We start from the raw sequence: 23,144 nt of genomic DNA on the forward strand, positions 1-23,144 counted from the left end.
ATTTGTTATCTAGGGATTTTTGGCATCCCACCAGGTCCCATTTGAGACATCATATTTTGAAGACCTTTCATTCCACCTTTTGATGAAAGTTTCTTTGCCATTTTAGAAGCATTTTTAAATTGCTTTAAAATTTTATTTACTTGCATTTCTGATAGACCAGAACCTTTTGCAATTCTTTTCTTTCTTGATGCATTCATTAGGCTTGGTTGTTCTCTCTCTTTAGGAGTCATAGAACCAATTAATGCTTTAATTCTCTTGATCTCATCTGAGTTTTCAAAGTCCATATCTTTTAGAGGACCTGCCATTTGAGAAAGACCAGGAATCATTCCAATGATAGATTTCATAGAACCTAATTTACTCATCATTGCAAGTTGATCTAAGAAGTCATTAAAGTTAAATTCACCTTTTTTGATTTTCTTAGTTACTTCTTTTGCTTTTTTCTCATCAATAACAGCAGAAGTTTTTTCAGCAAGACCTTCAATATCCCCTGCACCCATTAATCTAGATACAATTCTATCTGGGATAAATACTTCAAGATCAGGCATTTTTTCACCAATACCAACAAATCTTAAAGGAACACCTACTTGATGAGAAATAGATAAGGCAACTCCACCTTTTGTATCACCATCATATTTAGATAAAATTACACCATCAATTCCAATTTTTTCTTTAAATGTAGTTGCTGTTTTAGTTGCATCATGACCTGTTAATGAGTCAGCAACATAGAAAATTTCGTCTACTTTAATTGCATCTCTAACATTTTTTAGTTGAAGCATTAACTCTTCATCAATTGCAAGTCTACCTGCTGTATCCACTAATAAAACATCATAATGTTCAGCTTTTGCTTTTTCTTGTGCAGCTATTGCAATTTTAACAGGGTCTTTTTCATTATCATCAAAGTAAACATCAACTTCAATTTGTGCTGCAATTTGTTTTAACTGCTCAACCGCTGCAAGTCTTTGTAAATCGGCTGCTGCCACTAAAACTTTTTTCTTTCTTTGTTTTAAGTAGTTAGCTAATTTACCTGTAGTAGTTGTTTTACCTGAACCTTGAAGTCCTGTCATTAAAATCGTTGTTGGAGGAGTATTAGAGAATACAAAACCTTGATTACCTTCAGTAGTTAAAAGTTTTGTTAATTCGTCTTTTAATGCATTTAAAAATGAATCTTGTCCTATTCCATTTTTCTTTGTTTCAATTTCAACAGCAGTTACTAACTCTTTAGTTGTTTTATGATGAACATCAGATTTTAATAAAGATTTTCTTAATTCAGTTACTGCTTTTTTTAATGAAGCAGCATCATCTTTATGTCTTATTTTATTAACTGCACTTCTTATTGAACCGGTTATTGAATCAAACAAAATGGAACTCCATGATTTTAAATTTTGTGGATTATACTTTTAAAATACTTTGATTAAGTTTAAACTTGTAGTATTTTAAGTTTTATTTCAGAAATAAGTTTTTAATTATTAGGCTAAAAATCCCATAAAATGGGATTTTTTGTTTTTTATCACTTTTTTATAAACTTAATTTTTAATTAAACTCATAAACATTGAATTCTCTTGGCTCTTTAGCTTCAAACTCATAATCAAAGATTTTTGTTTTCTTTGAGTGAAGTAATACTCTATTAATATTAGGAGCTACTTTTCCATAAATAGCATCACCAATAATTGGTAAACCAACTGAGTTTAAATGTACTCTGATTTGATGAGTTCTACCTGTTTCAATTACTACTTTAACTTTTGATTTTTTACCTTCAACAAGCATAGGATAAACTGTACTTTTTGCTGGTTTACCTTTTTTTGTATCAATTTTAGATTTTGCACTACCTTTTCTTTCTCTTGTAGTTAAAATTGGTTTATCTATTTCTATTTCATCAACTACTCTACCATCAACAATAGCAATGTATTCTTTATAAACTCTATTTGCTGCAAATTCTTTAACAGCTTTTCTTCTAAACTCTTCATTTTTAGCAAACATCATTACACCAGAAGTCTCTTTATCAAGTCTATTTAATAAAATTGCTTCTGGAAATTTTTTAGATACTTCATCTGCTGTTAAAAATGCAGGTTTATCAACAACTAAAATATCATCATCTTGAAAAATAACTTTTACTTCTGCTGGTCTTTTAACTGTAAATTTAGTATCTATACTAATTTCACCTCTTGCAATTACAACTTTTTTTCCATCTGCTTTTACTAAACCTTTATCAATTAAATCTTTAGCTTTTGAGTTTGAAATTTTTTCTTGTTTTGCTAATACTTTATATGCTTTATCATAAGTTGACATTTATTTCCTTTATTATAGGTTCTATCGAACCTATTTTAGTTAATTGTGATTCTTTTAAAGTATCTAATTTTTTTAAATACTCACCTAACTGTTCATTTTCAATCAAATAGTAATTCTCAACACATTCAAATAGAGGTTTTTGGTTAAATATATTTTTACCACTAATTATCTTACATGAAAAAAATGCTGGTTCAACTGGGTTATGACCACCTATTTTTTCAAAAGCACCACCTAATATTACAGTATTAGATATTGCAAAAATCTCATTTAAAATACCCATTTTATCAACTAGTATTATATCAGATTCAAAGTTCTCTTTAGAAGAAAATTTATGATATGAAATATTTTTATTTTTTATAAACTCTTTAATTAAGTTATCAACTTTTTCAAATCTTTCAGGATGTCTTGGTACTATTAACAATTTTCCATAAGATTTATCATAAGAGTTTAATATTAACTCTTCTTCATTTTCATGTGTACTTGCTGCTGTTATAACATTTTCATCTAATTTATTAAAAATATTTTCAACTTTAGGCAGTTGAGCTAATTTAATATTTCCTATAACTTCAACATTTTTTGCACCAAGTGACTCAAGTCTTTGTTTATCTATTTGGCTTTGTGCAAATACTTTATCAATATTTTCAAAAACTCTCTTATAAAAAAAAGATAATCTCTTATAAGAGTTATATGATTTATCAGAGATTCTTGCATTTATTAAAAAAGTCTTTGCACCTCTTGCTCTTGCACATAAAAACATCATATACCAAAGTTCAGCTTCCATTACAACTAAAACTTTTTGACGATTAACCCAAAAAGGTAAAAAAATCTCAAAAGGTAAATATCTAACTCTAGAAGTACTCTTTAATGCTTCTTCAAATCCTGTATTTGTTATTACAGAAATATTAGCATTATCTTTAAACCTGTCTAGTAAAGGTTTAATTGCTTTTGTTTCTCCCATTGAACATGAATGAAACCAAATACCATTCTCTTGAAATCTTCTATTATTCTTTAAAAAAAACTTTGCGGGAATTGCTTCTTTGTATTTTGTTGTTCTTGATTTATAAACTAAATAAGGTAATGCAAGTATATATATTACTAATAGTAATATGTAATAGAATATACTAAAAAGGCTCAAATTAAGCCTCTTCAGTTTCATCTTCTTTATATAAAATTCTTCCACAATGTGGACAGTTGATAATCTCTTCTGATTTAATTACTTCTGCATATGTTTTATCATTGATTTTCATATAACATCCATAACATGCTTGTTTTTTTACAGGAACTACAGCTGAATCTTTTGCCCATCTTTTAATTTTTTCATAGAAAGTTAAAATTTTATTATCAAATTTTTCTAATAATTCACTTCTTTCTTGGTAAACTACATTTCTTTCTTTGTTAATCTCTTCAATAGTATTGTCAACTGCTAATTGAATATCTTTAATAGACTCTTCTTCTTCAGCAAGTTTTTCTTGAAGTTCTTTTAACTCTTCTTCTTTAGCACTTGCTAAAGTATCAAGTCTTTCAATCTCTTCATTTGCAAAAGAGATTTGCTCTTTAGCAATTTCTTCTTCTAATTGTAAAGCTTTTAACTCTTTTTCAGTTTGAATATCTTTATTTTTCTTTGAGATATCTTCTAACTTAGATTTTAATTCTGCTAAGTGAATATTGTTTTTTGTTCTTTTAGATTTGATTTCATCAATCTCTAAATAAATATCATTTATTGATTTCTTAATAGACTCTGCTGTTTCAATAAATGTTGCTAGTTTAGCCTTTTCATTCTCAATTTTAGGCTCAAACATACTAATAGCTTTATCAAATTTTGATAACTTGATTAGATCCTGTAAATACTTATTCAACCGTTTCTCCTTGTTTAAAAAACTCAAATGGATTTTTTGAAGCTGTTATTATAGCTTTTAATTCATTTTTTTTCAAATATTCTGAAAGTAGCGACTCTAAAAGGTCACTAAAAAATCTTTCACTCTCATAATGTCTTATATCAATTAAAGAAATTCCCCTAGCTTTTGCTTCCATTGCATCATGATATTTTATATCTCCTGTTAGAAAACAATCAGCATCAACTTCATTTAATAATGACATTCCTGCACCTGTAACAATAGCAATCTTTTTAATCTCTTCACTACATTTAACTGCTTTTGTTGTTTTAAGATTTAATTTAGTAGATACATACTTTACTAAATCTTCAAAATTCATATCTATATTTGCATAAGATATAAACTCTTCACTATTTAAAACATCAAAACCTAAAACTTCATTTACTACATATTTATTCAAATGAGTTTTATCTATATTTGTATGCATTGATATTAAAGCTATATCTTTTTTAATTAATTGCTTTAATATTTTTGTACTATAAGAGTCATAATTAACTCTTTTTAATCCTGAAAAAATAAGTGGATGATGAGTAATAATTAAACTATTTTCTTCAATTTGTTCAACTAAAGCTTCATCTAAATCAATACTAATATGTACTGCTTTAACTTCATCTTCCATTGAACCTACTAATAAACCTGAATTATCCCATTTTTCTTGTAATTCAAAAGGTGACACTTCATTTAAATAGTTATAAATATCTTTTACTTTCAAGTTCTTATCCTATGCAAATAGTTCTGGATTATTCTCTTTTAAATTAGCTAAAGCTTTTCTAGCAGCATCACTATCAACTTTTTGTAATCTTTGAACTTCTTGTTCTTTATATAAAACAGCACACCCTTGAGCTAGTTCTCTAACTTTTAAGATATAGTTTTGTCTCTCAGTTACAGAAATTGCTTTTCTTGCATCTAAAGTATTAAATGCATGTGAAGCTATCATACATTGATCATATGCAGGTAAAGGAAGTCCTGCTTCTAAACAAGATTTACACTCATTGAACGCATCATCAAAATGTCTAAATAACATATCTGTATTAGCTACTTCAAAGTTATATTTAGAAAATTCATACTCCCCTTCTTTGTGAACATCAGCATAAGTTGTTGTTCCAAAGTCATTTTCATTCCATACAATATCAAATACAGAATCAACACCTTGTAAATACATTGCAAGTCTTTCAGTACCATAAGTAATCTCAACTGCAACAGGATCACAAGGAAGACCACCTACTTGTTGGAAATAAGTAAACTGAGTAACTTCCATACCATCAAGCCATACTTCCCATCCAAGACCCCATGCTCCAAGAGTTGGTGATTCCCAGTTGTCCTCAACAAATCTAATATCATGTTTAGATAAATCTAATCCTAAATACTCTAAAGATTGTAAATATAAATCTTGAATATTATCTGGACTTGGTTTTATTAATGTTTGAAACTGATAATATGCTCCAAGTCTATTTGGATTTTCACCATATCTTCCATCAGTTGGTCTTCTACTTGGAGCAACATATGCTGTACTCCAAGGAGTTGAATCTAAACTTCTTAAAAGTGTTGCTGGATGGAATGTTCCTGCACCTGCTGGAATATCATAAGGTTGAACAATATTACAACCTTGTTTAGCCCAGAACTCTTGTAGTTTTAATAGAATTTGTGAAAATGTAACCATTAACTTAACTTCCCTAACCTTAATTTTCAAAACCATAGATCTAACAATAGATAGTTTACTTTATTACATCGATGCTTTTGATTGTTTGTTTTGTATATTTTAAAAGAAGTAGTCTATTTATCAAGGTGAAGTCTATAAGATAAATAGTCTATTTCATAAAGTGTAAGATTATATCAAAATGTTTCTAATAGTTTGATAATCTTACTTACTTTGAGATTTTTCCAAGATTCAAATCTGTAAAAAGTTAAAGAATCATTTTCAAAAATAAATTTAGACATACTCTTTGAACTATCTTCAATTTTTATTGCTTTTACATAGTTATAGTACTTGATCTCTTCTTCAATTTTAGGACTTGTAGATATAACAACAGTAGGAATCATAAATGCATCACTTAAATGCATTGTAGAAGTATGAGTTGTAACCATACAATCAACCACATGATACTATGTATGTTAAATCTTTAAAAGTTTGAGAGTCTTTATTTAAATTAATAAGCCTATCATCTTTTATTTTTGAATCAATTGTTAAAGTTGTAACAATTAAATAGTCTTCGCATTTTTTTAATAGTTTTTTCAAAAATTTTATAGCATACTCTTGAGGTATACTCTTTTTAGGATCAGCAGAATAAGGATGATAAAGTAATAGTTTACCTTTTGATTTTAAATCAAAAAGTTTTTGCTTTAATTCATCACTAACACTTACCTTACTAATATCAATTTGATTATACTTTTCAAAGTCATTAACTTTTTTGTAATCAATTCCAAATTTATACAGCCATGCATCTACACAGTTCAATTCATGATAATAGCTTGAATTTTTACTTACCATGCTATTATCAACAAAATAATCATAAGTGCAAAATCTTTTTACATTTAAACTAAGAGGATAAACATTATTTATGAAATCTTGATTTGAATATATTTGTTTATCTCTTGAAAAATAAGTATTATTTGAAGCATTTAAATAAATATCAAATAATACCTCATCGTAGACTTCTTTTAGTTTATTATAGAAAATTCTAAGTGCAGCACATGAACAAATCATTTGTCCTATTGTATGTCCTAAACTTCCGATAAATGCAACATTTACTTTTTTTTCTTTTACTTTTAACTGTTTAAATAAATCAACACTCTCATTTTCTTGTAAAAATGACTCTACTTTTGATTCATCTTGAATAAAATAATTATTTGTTTTTTCTTTGTAAGATACAAAGTTTAAGTATTCGTTTTCATTAGAGATTCCTAATTCAATAGGAAAGTCCTCTAATTCTCTAATTTTTTCTTCTTTTAAAAGTCTGGCATGATACAACTTAGCATCAACACTTTTAAACACTGTTTTTAAATCTTCAAAATCATCATATGTAGTAATATATGCTGTTTCATTATTTAAATCAGATGGCGTTTTAAATTTAAAATATTTAACTAAACTGCCATCTGTTGTTTTAACATTGATATTTTGAGTAACTCTAAAAAAAATCATCTATTTAAAAACTAAACCTCTTCAGTATTTTCTACTCTTAACATAGTTAAGTAAGGTAATTTCCCTGGTAATTGAATTTTATTAGTATTTCCACTGTGAACAGAATCTAACTCTTTATTTGTTTCAGTTAAAATCTTATTAAAGTTTACATAATAAAGACCATCTTCTTTTTTGAAGATTTTTCCAATTTCATTATCACACTCTTCAATAACTGCGCCTCTTGGAGCAAAAATCTCTACATCATCACCTGGGTAGATTTTGTATTTACACATAAAGTGTTGTTCATCTTCAGTTACTAATCCACTTACTTCATAAGAACCTTTTGACAATGCATACTCATGGTTTTGAGTTGTTGTTTTTTCAAATGGTCTATGTACTAAATAAGCATCAGTAAATCCTCTGTTTTTAGTTGTGTGTAGTTCTCTTTGATATTTTTCTGGTTTAAATTCACCTGCATAATAATCATCAATTGCTTCTCTATATGCATTAGCTGTAACTGCTGCATAGTAAGGTGATTTTGTTCTACCTTCAATTTTAAGTGAATCAACTGCACCTGAATCTAAGATTTCTTGAATATGTGATGCTAAGTTCATATCTTTTGAATTAAAAATATAAGTTCCAACACCTGGTTCTTCTTCTAATCTAAATAGTGTATTTTGGTTTGTACTTTCTGCATATAAAGTATATTCAAATCTACAGTCATTTGCACATGAACCTCTATTTGGTACTCTTCCTGATTGTACTGCTGATACTAAACATCTACCAGAGTATGCAAAACACATAGAACCATGTACAAAAATCTCGATTTCCATATCAGGTAAATGCTCTTTAATTTGCTTAACATCTTTAAGTGAAATTTCTCTTGCTACAACAATTCTTTTTACACCTAAATCCCAATATACTTTTGCATCTAGATAGTTAAGTACATTTGCTTGAGTTGATAAGTGAACATCAATCTCTGGTGCAATTTCTCTACAAAGTTTTACAACTCCTGGTGCAGCTACAATAAAACCATCTGGTTTTAATTCAGCCATTTTTTCAATATGTTTTTTAAGTAAGTCTATTTGATTATTAAAAGGGAAACCATTAATAGTTGCATATACTTTTTTACCTCTAGCATGTGCATAATCAATTCCCTCTTTAAAAGTTTCAAATGTAAACTCTTTTCCAGCTCTAATTCTTAAACTGAAGTGACTAACACCAGCATAAACAGCATCAGCACCATAGTTAATAGCAATTTTTAATTTTTCTAAATTCCCTGCGGGGGAAAGTAGCTCTACTTTTTCGCTCATAAAATTCCTTTAATAATATTTATCAATTGTATATATTTTCTAAAATCTGGAATTATAGCGAATTTTGCCATAAATATAAAAGTTAAAATTAAAAAGAAGGAAAGCTTTTAAAAGCTTTCCCAATCATCGTTAGAAGATGTAGTAAATGAATTCTTATTTGGAGTATCTACAAGGGCAGGTTCATTGTTTTGTTTTGGATTATTTGTAATTATAGATTTTACATCATTCTCTTTTTTAATTTGGTCTAAAGAAGAGAATACATTTTGCATAGAGTGTTCTAAATTTGTTGCTATATCTTTTAACCTTTGATTGTTAGTTAAATCATTAGCATTAACATCTACATACTCTTGAACTAAAGCATGAACTTTATTGTGTTCAGCTTTTAGATTAGTCCAGTTTGAAGTTTTAGTAAAAGCCTTATTTTTTGATTCTTCTTCAATTATCCATTTACCAAACTTACACTCATGTGATGTTTTTACTTTCCATGAAGTTTTAGAGCTACCTACTTTTTCAAAGTTTTCATTTTTAAATTTAATATGGTCATTTTTCAGTTCAGAGATTTTATAAACTAAATCAATATCAGCAATCTCTTCATTTGAATACTCATTAAATTGAGCTCTTTTTGCAACCTTTAGTAAACTATCAGATAAAGAACTAACTTCAATTGCAAGATTACTAATTGTAGTAGCAGAGTTTGCATTTTCTTGCGTAGCTTGGTCTAAATCATTAATAGTATCATTGATTTGAATAATTCCTTTTTCCTCTTCACTACTAGCTTGTGTAACATCTTCTATTAGTTTAATAGTTTCATATACTTTTTCATTTAATGTTGTGTAACCACTTATCATTTCATTTGCAATGTCTTTACCTTCATTTGCTTTTGAAGTAGCTTTTTCAACAATCTCTTTAATCTCTTTTGCAGCATCAGCACTTCTATTTGCAAGATTTCTTACTTCTTGGGCTACAACTGCAAATCCTTTTCCAGCTTCACCTGCTGTTGCTGCTTCAACGGCTGCATTAAGTGAAAGAATATTTGTTTGGAATGCAATTTGGTCAATTACTGTAATTGCTTCATTAATTGAATTTACTTGCTCATCTATTTCATCCATTGATTTTGTTGTTTTAGAAGCCAATCTTTCTCCTGTAGAAGAAGATTTTTGAAGTTGAGTTGCTAAGGTTGACATCTTATTTACTTTTTCAACATTTGATTTAATAATTGATGTGATTTGCTCAACTGCCGCAGCTGTTTCCTCTAAAGATGCTGCTTGCTGATTTGCAGAAGAAGATAGACTAGCTGCACTTTGAGATAGAATCTTAGTATCATCATTTAACTTTTTACCACTAGCTGTAATCATAGATAAAAACTCAGATACACTTCTTCCAATTAATTTCGTACTTGAATCAATAGATGCAATAATTCCATTTGTATCAATTGCTTTACTATTTGACGAAGCTTTAAAGTTTGAGTTTCCATACTCTATTAATACATTATTTAATTTAACTAAATTCTCATTTGTTTTATCAATCATAGTATTAATAGAGTCTCTTAAACTTCTAATTTGTGGGTTAGATGAACTTTGTTCTATTTTATAAACATAAAAACCATTATTTACTTTTGTAATAACATCATCAACTTCTTTAATAACTTTTGAGTCTTCATTTGATTGATCAATTAGTTTTTTAATATATTTATTAAAACTTGAAACTAATTTTCCAAACTCATCCTTAGAATCAAGCGTAATTTGCTCACTTTTAGAATTAGGATCACTCATTTTTAAAATTGCATCATTTAAGTTATCTATAGGCTTAACAATCGTTCTTCTTACAAAATATGAGTAAATCAAATACATAACTACAATTGCTATTAAAGAAAATATTACTATATTTTTAATAATTTCATTTATCTCATTTTTTGTTTTTTCTTTCATCTTTATAATATCAGCTTCAATATCATCAACATAAGCACCTGTTCCTATTACCCATCCCCAAGGCTCAAATAACTGAACATAAGAAAATTTTCTTTGTGGTTTATCAAATCCTGGCTTTGGCCATAAATAAGGAACCATTCCACCATTTTGATTCTTTGTTGAAGCTTCTACAAACTCTTTAAATAAGTACTTACCATCTTTATCTGTTATATTTGATAAATCCTTACCATCTAAACTTGGTTTAATAGGATGCATTACCATTTTTGGATGAGTATCGTTTATCCAAAAGTATCCATTTTTACCATATCTCATTTTATTTATAGTAGCTAAAGCTTCTTTTTTTATTTTTGCTGATACATCATCTACATAAGCACCTGTTCCTACAACCCAATTAAAAGGTTTAAATAGTTTTACATAAGAAACTTTTGGCTGGGGCTTTTCAAAACCAGGTTTAGGCCATACATAATCTACAAAACCATCACCATTTGATTTTGCAACACTTGCAAACTCTTTGAATATTTGTTTTCCACCCTTGTCTTTATACTCATAAAGGTTTTTACCATTTAATTGAGGCTTTATAGGATGCATTACAATAACAGCATCTGTATCATTAATCCAGAAGTATCCATTTTTACCATACCTAGACTCTTCAACAATAGTTTTTAATCTAAGTTTTAATTCTTCTTGAGAGAGAGTATTTTTATGTTTTTCATATTCCCCATTTAATATTGAGAAAATAAAGTCAGTTTGATCTTTTAGATGATCTTGCACTTCTAATTTAATCTTATCTATTGAAGTTCTTTTATGATAAGCATTTACGGTTTTCATAGCTAAAGAAACATAGTTCTTTAATTCTTCTTCTTTTTTAGCAAAAGCCTCTTCTTGATACTTTTGCATATTCTGCTTGGAAAACTTGTTAATTGAATAAATTGATTCAATAGCCACAACACTTGAAACAACCAAAATTGTAAATAAAGCAAGCATTAATAGCTTTGCTTTAATCGTTAAATTCGAAAACATGAACCACCCTTATTATAAACTAGTTTATAATAGCCTCTAAAATAATAAAATGTCAAGTTTATCTATATCTTATTCTAAAATATTTTCAAAATCTTTTACTACCGTTAAGTCAATTTTGTTATTTGAAGCCATACCTTTCATTATTTCAATAGTTTTATTATGAGAATAAGCTTCTCTATAAGGTTTATTTGCAATTAGAGAACTATAAATAATTGCACAAGATAAAACTCTTTCTTTTAAACTTAAGTCTTTTGCTTCAAAAGAGTATGGATAACCTTTACCATCAAGTGTTTCTTGAACTTTACTAGCCCAAATACTAATATCATTAAAACCTATGATGTTACTTAAAAACTTTTTATTATAATATGGGTAAGACTTTACTAATTCATACTCGTAATCTTCTAGTCTATTTTTCTTATTTAATATTGATGAAGGTATAGTAAATTTACCTAATTTACTTAAAGATGCTGTTATTAATAGAGTCATTTTATCTTTATACTCAAATCCATAATAATCTACAACTTTCTCTAAAATAACTAAAAGCTCACTGTTCTTTGAATCTATTTTATCAAAGATACAAGTTATATCTAGAAGCTCATCAAAATTTAATACTTTTGAGTAGTCAAGTAAGTTTGAAAAGATGAAAAAAAGTATCTCATTTTCATTTTGTAAATCTAACCAAAAACTTGTATTAGCACTATATTTTAAAAAGTAGTTTGCAAACTCTTCTTTAAAAAGAACTCCTGAATTTGTCTTGATAAATTCATTTATCTTTTTAATATTTTCCAAACTATTATTTGATAAATCAAAATTAATATCTAATAAGTTTGCAAAAGATAAAATTTGAGAAAATAGTGGTATCTCATCATTTTTTAAACCAAAAACACCACTTCCATCTATCTTTTCATGACTATATTTTAAAATATAATTTTTCTGATTTTGAAAAGGCAACTTATCACAGTACTCTTGAGATAGTTCACAAAACTCTTTTGAAATACTCTTTGATTCATATAAACCTAAATTAGCACAAAGACTATATGCACATAAATCAAATTTATCTTCATTAGATAAATTTAATTCATTTGCGATTTTCAAACTAATATAAGCAACTCTTTTAGAATGCCCTAAAGATGTATTTAAATACTCTTTTGCCTTATAATCAAGAGCATTTGAAATAGATAGCAAAAAGTTATTTAGATTAAATACAATTTGTGTTTTTTTATTCATGGTAAGATTTCCTAAGATTGAATTTTATTTTTGTAAAAGGAGAAAAAAAGACTCAATTGAGTCTTTTTTTATTGTTCAAGTAGTTCTGTTATTGCTTCAACTGATGTATCATGCATATCTAAATCAAGATGTGGTGCACCTTTTACCTCAATTAGCTTAACTAATAATCCTTTATCTTTTGCTAATTTATAAAAGCTTTTTGTAACTTCTGGTTTAGAGATTTTATCTTCAGTACCATAAATAAGTAAAATCTTAGTTTCTTTTGAAATGTCATCAATTACATCAATAGCAGAAATCAAATCTTTAGCATCTGATACTTCATGAATATCATATCTTCCACCAGCTAAAGCAATATTATTTATTAACTCTGGGTATAAACCTGTAATAGTTGCTCCAATCATTGCACCTGCAGAGTGACCAATAAAGTTTATAGTCTCAACATCATACTTTTCTTTAAGTTTTTGTATAACTTTTGCAACAAACTCAACATACTCTCTTTTTGCTGCTAAATTTTTAATTTCATCATTATCTAAACTTGGAAAGCTATTAGTTGTTGAATTAGAGTAACCTGGTAATGCTATTGCTACTGTTGTAAAATCAGTAATCATATTTAATGATTCAGCAAAAGGTGCATATCTTCCTAAAGTATTTGTTCCCCTATCCCATGTTCCATGTAAAATAATATTTAAAGTATCACTATCTTCTGTTTTTGTGATAGCAAGCTGTAAACACTCTTTTCCAACGTATAAATAATTCTCACCTTTTTTATTACAGTTTTCTTCATTCGCATGTAAAAAACTTGCTAAAAATGCTATTAAAAATGCTGTTTTAAAAAATCTTTTTCCAATCATAATCAATTCCTTTAATTAATAAGCTATTATTCCAATATATCCATCAACTTGTCTTTCAATTAGTTCAACAATTCCTGCTTGAACAAACTCAACATCATCAATAAAGTCTTCTTTAGTCCACTTCATAGTTTCCATTGTGTTTTTACACACAATAAATTCAACATCATACTCCATTAAAGAGTTTATTCTACTAAGTGTCTTTGCATCATAATCTTTCTTTAAAGCTCTAACACCATTACCATAAGCAATTACAACAACCTTTAAAGACTCACTAGGATACTCTTTTAAAATATTATAAATCGTACTTAGATTATGATTTACCTTTCCTAATTCTGAATCATATAATTGAATAGCAACTTTTCTTGGATTCTCAAAGCTAGGTTTTGGATCACTGAAAGTTGATTGAGCATAAGTAAAAATACTTAAAAATAAAATTAACACTATTTTTTTCATAAAAATCCTTTTATATTTTCTCTACAGTCATATCTTTTTTAACAATACCACTTTTTATAATTTTACAGTATAACCCTCTACAATCTTTTACAATTACAGGAAGTTCTTTACTAAATACTGCTAAGTGATTACATATAGTACATTTTTGAGTTACCTCAACAACTGAATCACCTATTTTAAATTTTGAACCTATTTCATAATCCTGAGGATTAAAATCTAAAAGAATATTTTCACCTAAACTACCCTCTTCTAATTCTATTTCATTATCTAATGCTATTTTATATGAAGGTAAACCTACAATCATTACAGTACTATCTAAATCTTTATTTGCAAACTTATCAAATTCAATACCATAACCTTCAATTAAATTTAACTCATTAACCATAGGTCTAGGTGAACCACTTTCACCTTTTTTTGCACTAAAAGTATTAATTACTTTTCCTAAACTCATTATAAATTTTCCTTTAATATTTCAATGAAATCTTTTTTTACCCATGCTCCTGGATATATATTTAAAAGTTTACCATCTTGTGTTAAAATAAAAAAGGTAGGAGTCATTCCTTTAAACTTTTTTTTCAAATCAAAAGGAAGTTTAACAAAATCAACATCTACTTCAATAAAAATATAATCTTCATTGATTTTCTCTTGAATTTCATCTAAATCAAGAACTTCTCTTTTCATTTTTTTACAAAAATAACAACTTTGAGAAGTTGCATAAACAATAAAATGTTTACCTTGTTCTTGAGCTTCTTTAATTAACTCTTTTTCATCATATTTTTTATCTAATATTTTTACTGCTGAAGGAGTATTTTTTAATCTGTTTTTCTTATATTCCATAAAATAGAATGCTAGATTAGTTGCTTCTTCATCAGAAATACTCATAGGCTCTTTTTTCTTATAATACTTTCTAACATGAACATCACAAATACTATTATTTATATCAGGATTAGATAAATACTCTTTTAAGTACTCTTCAATTTCAATAACTCTCATTTCAGGGTCATTTGGATCACCGATTTTTCTAGAACTTTCCATTATAGCCCAAGCAAGCATATTTACAGTAGGCACTTCTAAATTTAATAGTTCATTATTTCGTTGAAAATAATTCTCTTTTAATTTTGAGAAAGAGATATATCCCTTATGACAACTTGCACATTTAGTATCAAATATCTCTTTGCCTTTTATGTAATCTGCATTTAAAATATTTATAATAAATAAAAATGCTAATAAAATTCTCATTATTTTTCCTCTATTCAATTTAATAAACCTCTTAAATAAAGAGACTTATTAAATTGAAAAAGTATAAAGAGTAATCTTTATACTTTATTCAATAATTAAACAATTCCAGGATTACCTTTGATTCCTACAATATCAGGAGTATCAACTTTAAGATTTTGGATATGCTTAACATTTCTTAAATATGTTTCCACAGTTTCCCATACAGGTTCACCTGGTGATTTAGCACCAACAGTAGACCATCCAGCAACAGAATATTTTTTATTAGCTTCTAACTTAGCACCATTTCTTGTAAGTTGAATATCACTAATTCTTTCACCCATTTTTGCTGTTGGATTAATTTTATATGAAATACCACCTGTTCTTACCATATCTCCACCTTGCTGATAGAAAGGATCTTCATTAAATAAGTTATCAGCAACATCTTCTAAAATAAGCTTAATATCTTTTCCAGAAATATCTCTTCTATATGTTTCAGGATATGTCATAGCCGTTTGAGTCATTAGATCATCAAAAGTAATAGCTTGACCAGGCATTACAGATGTTCCCCATCTAAATCCAGGAGATAAAGAGATTTCAGCATCTTTAACTTCCATTAAAGCATCACAAATAATTTGATCCCAAGAACCATTGAAATTACCTCTTCTAAATAGAGTTTCATCAGTTGTTGCAATCTCTCTAGTTAACTCTTTTAAATAAGGTGCTCTAACATCTTGAATATATTTCTTCATTTGTTTATCTTCAGGAATTAAATCTGAGAAGATTGGAAGTAAAGTAAATTTAAAGTCTTTGATTTTTCCATTTTGAATATCTAAATCAAGTACATTTAAGAATTTACCATTTGAACCTGCATTACAAACGTAAGTAGTACCCTCTTCATTTTTAACAGGATATGCTTCTGGAACACCATCATGAGTATGCCCACCCATAATAAAGTCAATTCCTGTAACAACCTCTGCCATCTTTTTGTCAGTATCATATCCATTGTGTGATAATACAATAACTGCATCAGGTTTTTCAGATTCTCTTACCTCATCAACTAATTCTTGCATACCTTCATCATTAATAGAGAAAGTCCAATCAGGAATAAATCTTTGTGGATTTGCAATAGTAGTGTAAGGGAACGCTTGACCAATAATTGCAACTCTTGCATTACCCATTTTTTTAATAGTATATGGTTTAAATGCATGACCTGTATCTTCATCATAAGCTTCAGCAGAACCATCAAATAATGCATCTTCTTTAACTTTTACGTTTTGTGCTAAGAACTCTGCATTAAGTAATTTAACATTTTCAAGTACTTCTTCAGCCTTATATGTAAACTCCCAGTGTCCAACTGCTACATCTACACCAAGTAAGTTCATAGCACCAACCATATCTTTACCTCTCGTATATAATGCAGTTGCACTACCTTGCCAAGTATCTCCACCATCCATAAGTAAAGTTTTATCTTCACCAAAACTTTTTCTTAAGAAATCTACTACAGTTTTAATTTGAGAGAAACCACCTGTTCTTCCCATAGCTTTTGCATGCTTTTCAAAATTTACACAAGAGTATGCGTACTCTAATCTTTTATTACCTTTAATTCCATAATAATCTAACAGTTTTTCACCTACAATATGTGGTGGTTTACCATAATTACCATGAAAACCTAAGTTAACACTTGGTTCTCTAAAGTATACAGGTAAAAGCTGTGCATGTGAATCTGTCATATGCATTAATCTTGCATTACCAAATGGTTTTAATTTATAGTAATCTTCTAATTTATTTGTGTCAGTCATTCTTGTATGAGAATTAGCAAATACAGGAGCAGCTCCTAACATTGCCATCATATACACAAATTCTCTTCTGCTTAATTTACTCATTAAAATACCTTTTAATTAATTATTTTCCAGAACCTACAACAGTAAATCCTAATGATGTCCAAGCTTGCATACCACCTCTGTAGTATTTAATTTTTTCAGCTGGGTACCCCATATTTAACAATGAATATTTAACATTTTTAACCATTGCTGGTGTTTGTCCACACCAGTATCCATTACAATATGCAACAATAGTTTTTGCATTTGAAAAATCTAATGTACCATCTTCTTTTTCAACTACACCCATTTCATCTTCCATCATTTCAACTGCTGTTTCTTTACTATTAAAGTTAGTAAAAGGAACATTTACAGAACCTGGAATTCTAAGCTTTGCATGCCATCCTGGTTTTCTCGAATCTAAAATTACAATTGATTTATCAGATTGTGCTTTTTTCATATATTCAATAAACTCTAATTCTCCAACAGTTTCAACACCTTTAGCTATACTCATTGGTTGAGGAGCACCTCTATTTGTAGTGTTGTATAACTCAGAAATTACATTTCCAGGATTTTGATTTCTCATTAAAGTGAATTTTTCACCATTTAAATTCATTTCAATAGATTTCACACCTTTTGAAATTGGAACAAATTTAGATGTTTCACCCTCAGCAAATACCAAACTTGAACACATTGCAGTAAGTGTAGTTGCCAATAATGCTTTTCTTAAAAGTTTCATATTATTCTCCAAATTTTTATTAATTAATAATCTTTCTTAATTATCAAGACAAAAAAAAGCCAAGATATAAAATCTTGACTCTTAAAACACTATTTTAAAATCTTTTTAGTATTTATAACCCTCACCTGGCTGAGCTAATTTCCAAGTTGATTTAGCTTCATGTGCTTGTTGTAATGCTCTAATAGCAAATTTACAAGCTCTATGGGCAGCAAAGTTAGTTTCTAAAACTGTTTTAGACTTTTTACCTTTGAAATCTTTTGGATTAACTTCTTTAGCACCTGTTTTAATTGCTTCTTCAACAGCTACTATAATTCCTGAGTTATTAACACCTAATCTTCTAAACTCTAAACCCTCTTCTTGAGCAATAGTATTGTATTTTTTAGCAGTTTCTAGAACTTTAGAAATACCATTTTTTTCTACACTACATACTTTTTCTATATCAATTTTAGATGCCATTTCAGGAGCAGAAGGAGTTTTTGCACAAGCACTAATAGCAAATGCTGTTGTTAAAGCTAATGATAAATTTAATAATCTTTTCATAATAATTCCTTCTTACTTTCTAATATCTGGGCCATCAACTGGCATTCCATTTGACATATAAGCCATAAAGTATAATAACTCTTTCATAGTTTCTGACTCATCTTTTGGAGGAACTTGACCTTGGTCTTTAACACAACCAGACATTCTTCTCTCTAATGTACCTAAACCATCATTTGAAGCACTAGCTGCTCCCCATTTTAATCTATATACAGGGAAGTGTGAAGTTTGACCTAAAAGTTGAGATAAACTCTCATTTCTAACTCTTTGACCAGCACCTTGAACGTGACATGTAGCACAAGAAAGTTTTAAATAACCTCTTTGAGAATAGTAATACTCTTTCCCTCTTTCATAAGCTTCTGCTGCTGCTTGGCTATTGATTTGGATATTAACTTTTTTCTCTGCTTCTTTTGACTCATTTGCAAAATAAGCTTGAAGATGTGCCATTTTACCTTTAGATGTTTTCCATGGCTTTTCACCATTATCTTTTAAACATGTATTAATAGCTGATGTTAAAGAAACTAATTGATCTTTTTTATCATCATAGTATGGGAAATCTCCTGCTACATCAGGATTAGGGAAACAATTTTTAAATGACTTTCCATTTGCAAAAGGTTTATTATATAAACTCTCTCCAGACTCTACAAACTCTTCGTATGGAGGAAATTCATTAATCTCTTCATATGAAACTTTTCCATTTTTAGAAAAAGCATAATTTCCTTTTGAAAACTCTTCAAATTTAAGACCACTAATAATATTGTTTTTTAATTCATCATCAGTTGAGTATGGGAAAAAAGTATTTTTATTTCCATAAGGATCTTTAAATTTAGCTTCAAAGTAATCAACTAATGCAAGTCTATCTTTTTCTGCTTGAGCATTAAAATCAGCTGCATTTAAAGCGCATGAAGTTAGAGCTAATAATGCAGTTGTCTTAGCAATTTTTAATAACATAATCTCTCCTTAGGTATAGCTAGTTACATATTTGTAACTAACTATTTAATTTTACTCTTGTCAGTTCTAGAGTCACCTTTTAAATCAACCCATGAGATTACAATCTCATCACCAGCTTTAGCACCAACTGCATCAGCTTTAAATTTAAATTTTAAGTATGGGTTTTTTGATAAGAATTGAGACGTTGAAGCTTCAAATACAATTTTATCATTAACTTTTGCAGTTAAATATGTAATAAAGTTAGCTTCTTTTTTAGCTCTTTGTGCTTCTTGATAACTTAACATTTCATGTTTAGCCATAGCTTTAATAGTTACAACACCATTTTTTAATTTTGCTTTAATTCTAGTTTTACCAGCCATTTTATATTCCTTTATATTTCTTTTTTATTATTTAGTTTTAAATCTTTTTAATTAGGGGAGAGCTTAAATCAACCTCCACATCCACCAATTGTAACTTTAACTAATTTAGATTCTGCGTATAATTTTCCATCTGCTTCAACTACAGCTGTTACAGTTCCAGTTTTAGCCATTTTAATTCTGATTGAATAATCAATAATTCCACCTTGTGGCACTGTAAATACAGCAACTGTACTTTCAGGGTTTGCATCTTGGAATATTGCTACTTTAGAACCTGCTAATTTTGAAGAAACAGTTACAGGAATAACTGCACCATTTTCTGCAATATCAGGAGCACTTAATTTAACTTTTCCTTTAGTAGTTGCAGTTGTACCAAAAAGCTCATTCATTGCTGCATCTACTTTTGTAGCAGTCCAAGCTTTTGGTTTAGTATCTCTAAAATTTACAGCACTTAAAGATGAAGGTGCCATTGATAATGCTAATGCTCCTAATCCGAATCCTAAAAAATTTCTTCTATTCATAATATATTCCTTTTATTTATTTAATTGTTTTTAAAAATGCTACAACAGCTTTAATTTCACTATCACTTAACCATCCATTTTTACCAAATGCTGGCATAGCTGAAATTGGGTTTGTTGTATATGGGTCATAAACTTTGTCATATAAAGCCTCATCTGGCCAGTATTGTAAAGCCTGAAGTTTTGGTCCCATACTTCCAGGTCCATCAACTTTCATACCTTCAATAGCATGACATGCAAGACAGTTACCTTTATTTTTTGTCATAAAGATATCTTTACCTTGTTTAATTAAAGCGTCATTTGCTACTGCACCAGTAAGAGAAACTGTACTAATAGCAGCTGCTATTAATAAATTTTTTATCATCTTCATTCCTTGCCCCTTTATTTACTAGCGTTAATCATATAATCAACAACTTTTTTGAACTCTTCATCAGATAAATTCATAGCTCCACCTTTTGGAGGCATTGCATTTATTCCTTTGATACCATTATTATACACAGCTTCTTTACCTTTTGCAAGTACTGAAGCCCATGCTTCTTTATCACCAACAACTGGAGCTCCAATTGCTTTATTTCCATGACAAGCAGCACATGATGTTTCATAAGCTTTTTTAGCTTTTGGATCAGCTACGCTATCTTTAACTTCAGCCACTTTCCAAGATCTTTCAGTAGATGCAGGCGGCTCAAAGTCTTTTAACTCATTTTTAATTCTAAGAACAGGAACTTTACCTTTGATACAATCTTTCATACATCTAGTACCAGTACCATAATTTTTAGGATCACTTAAAAATGCTCTCATATTTTCAATAGCTTGCTTAGGATCTTTAGTATCTACATTTGGATAAAAACCATCTTCATTTGGCATTTTAATTTTTAAAAATTTTTCTCTATCAAGAACATACTCTTCGTCTAATTCTTCACCATCGATTTCAATACCATTTTCCATTAGTAAATATGCAGTTATTGCATAAACTTCGCTATTAGTTAATGATTTTGGGTGATTAAATGGCATAGAATCTTTTATATACCAAAATAATGTACTTGCGTATGGCCAGTATGTACCAATAACTTTAGTTGGTCCTTCAGGACTAGGGTTCTCGTCTGCAGGATTTAGTAATTGTTTACTTAATGATGCAGTTGAAGCTTCACCAATTGATAATGGAGGATAACCTTTTCCACCAGTACCAAACTCACCATGACACATAGCACATTGTGCATCATAAAGTTCATTTCCCCATCCAACAGAACCTTCTGCCTTTTTTGGTTTACCATTTTCTAAAACTGGTTTTCCATGTTTAGTATCATACATTGGTAAACCTGTTCCATCAGGCATAACATCTGTATTCCATGCAGCTATTTCATTCTTAGTAGCAGCTCTAAAGTGATTAAACTCTTTTACATTTTGAGTATTAACATGATAAGCAGTATATTTACCATCTTTTACTTCATACTTAATTGCACCATCTACAACTTTTTGAGCAGCAAATGATGAAGTTAATAAAGCAGTAGTAGCAACTAACCCTAAAAGAGTCTTCTTAAGCTTTATGTTTTCTAATGTGAACATTATTAACCTCCCCTTTAGAATTAACTTCCCAAGTAACCATACCATTTCTATGGTAGATATTTTCAACACCCACAGTAGAAGTTTCTTGATCAATTGTAGGTTGAACATTACCTGTGTCATCAACTGCTCTACTTGTTAATAAAATAGGTTTTCCATCCCATTTATAGATATAACTAAATCTTGTCCAAGCTTTTGGTAAAACTAAACCTTTTAAGCTTGCTTCAACCCAGTTATCTCCACCATCAATAGAAATATCAACATGTTTAATAGTTCCTTGTCCAGACCAAGCAATACCTTCAACCTCTACCATATCACCTTTTTTCAGATGAGTCCATGGCTTTTCAGGACATGGAGATGTGATAACAGAATTAACTTCATTTATCCAGAAGAATTGAATTGCTTTTCCAGATTTTTGAAGCATTGTATATTTAGATGTCTCTTCTTTTGCATGCCATGGCTTATCAGAAAATTCTAATCTTCTTAACCATTTAGTATTTAAGTTACCTTCCCATCCAGGAACAAGTAATCTTAAAGGATAACCTTGTTCAGGTCTTAATGCTTCACCATTTTGACCCCAAACTAACATAGCATCATCTAATGCTTTCTCAACAGGAATTGTTCTTGGATTTGTAGCATTGTCACTACCTTCTGCTAACATCCATAAAGCATCTTTTTCTAAACCAATATCTTCAAGTACAGTTTTTAGCATTACACCTGTCCACTCAGCTTGACTCATCATTCCTTTCATGAACTGTAAGTTATTAAATTGAGGTCCTCTCCAACCAGTACTTCCATTTGCTGGACACTCAATAAAGTAAATTCTACTTTCACTTGGATATTTTTTTAAATCATCTAAAGTTAAAACAACTTCTTTTTTAACTTTTCCATGAATCATTAATCTAAACTCTTTAGGATCAATATGAGCTGTACCACCATGATTTCTAGTAAAGAATAAACCATTTGGTACAATAATACCATCTAACTCATGTAAAGGACACATTGAAACAGTTGCATATTTATCACCTGAAGATAAAAGTTCAGTAGTTCTTCTAACAACATTATGTTCATAAGGAGAAGGTACTCCATATGGATACTTATCAGTTTTATCACCAAGTTTTATTCCCCATGGTGCTTCATTCATAATTGCAGGATCATCTGCTTTTGCTTTAACAGGACTTAAAACATTTGCAGCTGCAATAGCACCAGCTGAATAAACGGCTGTTTTTCTGAAAAAATCTCTTCTACTTAGTTTCTTCTCAGAAACGTCTAAAGTTTTTTCAGAATTATTACTTACTTTCGTCATCATTCCTCCTTATATAATTTGGTATTCTATATTAATACCAAGACAAACATTCCA

The 23,144-nt window shown here is 29.0% G+C and carries 24 protein-coding genes; all 24 read right to left on the reverse strand.

Translation table 11 applies throughout. From position 1 onward, the window contains the following. Nucleotides 1-5: 5 nt before the first annotated feature. On the reverse strand, nt 6-1,358 hold the full coding sequence (gene ffh / locus ACH5BF_RS07515; RefSeq protein WP_423273597.1) for a signal recognition particle protein: 1,353 nt from the start codon (nt 1,356-1,358) through the stop codon (nt 6-8). 172 nt (nt 1,359-1,530) lie between these two features. Continuing rightward, entirely contained in the window at nt 1,531-2,286 is a 756-nt protein-coding gene (locus ACH5BF_RS07520) for an RluA family pseudouridine synthase (RefSeq protein WP_423273598.1), read from the reverse strand. Beyond that, nucleotides 2,273-3,421 (reverse strand): lipid IV(A) 3-deoxy-D-manno-octulosonic acid transferase, encoded by a 1,149-nt coding sequence (gene waaA / locus ACH5BF_RS07525; RefSeq protein ID WP_423273599.1) that lies wholly within the window; start codon nt 3,419-3,421, stop codon nt 2,273-2,275. Before waaA ends, ACH5BF_RS07520 begins: the two co-directional genes overlap by 14 nt. A 1-nt stretch (nt 3,422) precedes the next feature. Then, complete coding sequence (locus ACH5BF_RS07530; protein ID WP_423273600.1) at nt 3,423-4,142, reverse strand: zinc ribbon domain-containing protein; 720 nt, start codon at nt 4,140-4,142, stop codon at nt 3,423-3,425. Next, on the reverse strand, nt 4,135-4,890 hold the full coding sequence (locus ACH5BF_RS07535) for a Nif3-like dinuclear metal center hexameric protein (protein ID WP_423273601.1): 756 nt from the start codon (nt 4,888-4,890) through the stop codon (nt 4,135-4,137). Before ACH5BF_RS07535 ends, ACH5BF_RS07530 begins: the two co-directional genes overlap by 8 nt. 9 nt (nt 4,891-4,899) lie before the next feature. Further along, entirely contained in the window at nt 4,900-5,838 is a 939-nt protein-coding gene (glyQ, locus tag ACH5BF_RS07540) for a glycine--tRNA ligase subunit alpha (RefSeq protein WP_423273602.1), read from the reverse strand. Between the two features lie 173 nt (nt 5,839-6,011). Then, complete coding sequence (locus ACH5BF_RS07545; RefSeq protein WP_423273603.1) at nt 6,012-6,263, reverse strand: hypothetical protein; 252 nt, start codon at nt 6,261-6,263, stop codon at nt 6,012-6,014. Between the two features lie 4 nt (nt 6,264-6,267). Then, a complete protein-coding gene (locus ACH5BF_RS07550; protein ID WP_423273604.1) occupies nt 6,268-7,317 on the reverse strand; it encodes a hypothetical protein in 1,050 nt (349 codons plus the stop codon). A gap of 11 nt (nt 7,318-7,328) precedes the next feature. After that, a complete protein-coding gene (locus ACH5BF_RS07555) occupies nt 7,329-8,609 on the reverse strand; it encodes a peptidase U32 family protein (RefSeq protein ID WP_423273605.1) in 1,281 nt (426 codons plus the stop codon). Nucleotides 8,610-8,716: 107 nt separating this feature from the next. Further along, entirely contained in the window at nt 8,717-11,557 is a 2,841-nt protein-coding gene (locus ACH5BF_RS07560) for a methyl-accepting chemotaxis protein (protein ID WP_423273606.1), read from the reverse strand. Between the two features lie 69 nt (nt 11,558-11,626). Next, a complete protein-coding gene (locus ACH5BF_RS07565; protein ID WP_423273607.1) occupies nt 11,627-12,784 on the reverse strand; it encodes an HD-GYP domain-containing protein in 1,158 nt (385 codons plus the stop codon). 68 nt (nt 12,785-12,852) lie between these two features. Further along, the gene (locus ACH5BF_RS07570) at nt 12,853-13,635 is read right to left on the reverse strand and encodes an alpha/beta hydrolase (RefSeq protein WP_423273608.1); all 783 of its coding nucleotides are present in this window, start codon (nt 13,633-13,635) and stop codon (nt 12,853-12,855) included. A 15-nt stretch (nt 13,636-13,650) separates the two neighbouring features. Beyond that, entirely contained in the window at nt 13,651-14,088 is a 438-nt protein-coding gene (locus ACH5BF_RS07575; RefSeq protein ID WP_423273609.1) for a DsrE family protein, read from the reverse strand. A gap of 10 nt (nt 14,089-14,098) precedes the next feature. Then, entirely contained in the window at nt 14,099-14,539 is a 441-nt protein-coding gene (locus ACH5BF_RS07580; RefSeq protein ID WP_423273610.1) for an MOSC domain-containing protein, read from the reverse strand. Then, complete coding sequence (locus ACH5BF_RS07585; RefSeq protein ID WP_423273611.1) at nt 14,539-15,327, reverse strand: thioredoxin family protein; 789 nt, start codon at nt 15,325-15,327, stop codon at nt 14,539-14,541. Before ACH5BF_RS07585 ends, ACH5BF_RS07580 begins: the two co-directional genes overlap by 1 nt. A 95-nt stretch (nt 15,328-15,422) precedes the next feature. After that, entirely contained in the window at nt 15,423-17,189 is a 1,767-nt protein-coding gene (gene soxB / locus ACH5BF_RS07590) for a thiosulfohydrolase SoxB (protein WP_423273612.1), read from the reverse strand. Between the two features lie 19 nt (nt 17,190-17,208). Next, a complete protein-coding gene (locus tag ACH5BF_RS07595; protein ID WP_423273613.1) occupies nt 17,209-17,862 on the reverse strand; it encodes a rhodanese-like domain-containing protein in 654 nt (217 codons plus the stop codon). Nucleotides 17,863-17,967: 105 nt separating this feature from the next. Continuing rightward, nucleotides 17,968-18,402: a hypothetical protein gene (locus ACH5BF_RS07600; RefSeq protein WP_423273614.1), complete on the reverse strand. Its 435-nt coding sequence runs from the start codon at nt 18,400-18,402 to the stop codon at nt 17,968-17,970. A gap of 12 nt (nt 18,403-18,414) precedes the next feature. Continuing rightward, a complete protein-coding gene (gene soxA / locus ACH5BF_RS07605; protein ID WP_423273615.1) occupies nt 18,415-19,350 on the reverse strand; it encodes a sulfur oxidation c-type cytochrome SoxA in 936 nt (311 codons plus the stop codon). Between the two features lie 41 nt (nt 19,351-19,391). Beyond that, the gene (gene soxZ, locus ACH5BF_RS07610; protein WP_423273616.1) at nt 19,392-19,709 is read right to left on the reverse strand and encodes a thiosulfate oxidation carrier complex protein SoxZ; all 318 of its coding nucleotides are present in this window, start codon (nt 19,707-19,709) and stop codon (nt 19,392-19,394) included. A gap of 68 nt (nt 19,710-19,777) precedes the next feature. Continuing rightward, complete coding sequence (gene soxY / locus ACH5BF_RS07615; RefSeq protein WP_423273617.1) at nt 19,778-20,227, reverse strand: thiosulfate oxidation carrier protein SoxY; 450 nt, start codon at nt 20,225-20,227, stop codon at nt 19,778-19,780. Between the two features lie 16 nt (nt 20,228-20,243). Beyond that, nucleotides 20,244-20,588 (reverse strand): sulfur oxidation c-type cytochrome SoxX, encoded by a 345-nt coding sequence (soxX, locus tag ACH5BF_RS07620; RefSeq protein WP_423273618.1) that lies wholly within the window; start codon nt 20,586-20,588, stop codon nt 20,244-20,246. A gap of 17 nt (nt 20,589-20,605) precedes the next feature. Continuing rightward, nucleotides 20,606-21,787 (reverse strand): c-type cytochrome, encoded by a 1,182-nt coding sequence (locus tag ACH5BF_RS07625; RefSeq protein WP_423273619.1) that lies wholly within the window; start codon nt 21,785-21,787, stop codon nt 20,606-20,608. Continuing rightward, a complete protein-coding gene (soxC, locus tag ACH5BF_RS07630) occupies nt 21,759-23,090 on the reverse strand; it encodes a sulfite dehydrogenase (protein ID WP_423273620.1) in 1,332 nt (443 codons plus the stop codon). Before soxC ends, ACH5BF_RS07625 begins: the two co-directional genes overlap by 29 nt. Nucleotides 23,091-23,144: the final 54 nt, after the last annotated feature.

The organism is Arcobacter pernae (assembly GCF_049472135.1).
Classification (GTDB): domain Bacteria; phylum Campylobacterota; class Campylobacteria; order Campylobacterales; family Arcobacteraceae; genus Arcobacter_B.